This window comes from Dietzia massiliensis, assembly GCF_018390595.1.
Lineage (GTDB): Bacteria > Actinomycetota > Actinomycetes > Mycobacteriales > Mycobacteriaceae > Dietzia > Dietzia massiliensis.
This window is the reverse complement of the sequence record NZ_JAHBAV010000217.1, coordinates 1-432: the sequence shown is the minus strand read 5'-3', so window position 1 is coordinate 432 and position 432 is coordinate 1. Positions and strand designations below refer to the sequence as shown.

Annotated in this window: 1 protein-coding gene; it reads right to left on the bottom strand. The window is 56.7% G+C overall.

Going from position 1 to position 432, the window contains the following annotated elements:
* Positions 1-396: acyl-CoA synthetase family protein (locus tag KHA85_RS20325; protein ID WP_236885851.1), on the bottom strand; the 396-nt coding region annotated here is incomplete at its 3' end.
* Positions 397-432 lie beyond the last annotated feature (36 nt).

The following is a 432-nucleotide window of genomic DNA, read 5'->3' as shown; positions in this document are numbered from 1 at the left end:
CGTGTAGTCCGCTTCGGAAGCCGAGTAGTGGGTTTCCGGCGCCGGTAGCCGACGAATGTCGATTTTATTGTTGTTGGTGAGCGGGAAGGCCGACAGCACCACAAAACCGGACGGGATCATGATATTCGGCAAGCGAGCTTTCAGCGCCGTGCGCACCGCTTTTTCATTCAGCTCCTCTCCCGGCGTTAACTGCAGGTAGCTGACGATGCGGGCCTGCTGGCCTTCACCGACAATTAAGCTGAGCGACCGCTCGATATTGTCGAGAGAGGATAAACTGAGATCGATTTCGCTCAATTCGATGCGGTGGCCGCGAATTTTGACCTGGTGATCGTTCCGGCCGAGGTATTCCAGCTGCCCCTGACGATTAAACCGCACAATGTCGCCGGTGCGGTACATATAGCGCTCGGTGCCGAACGCCTGGCACCGTAGAAA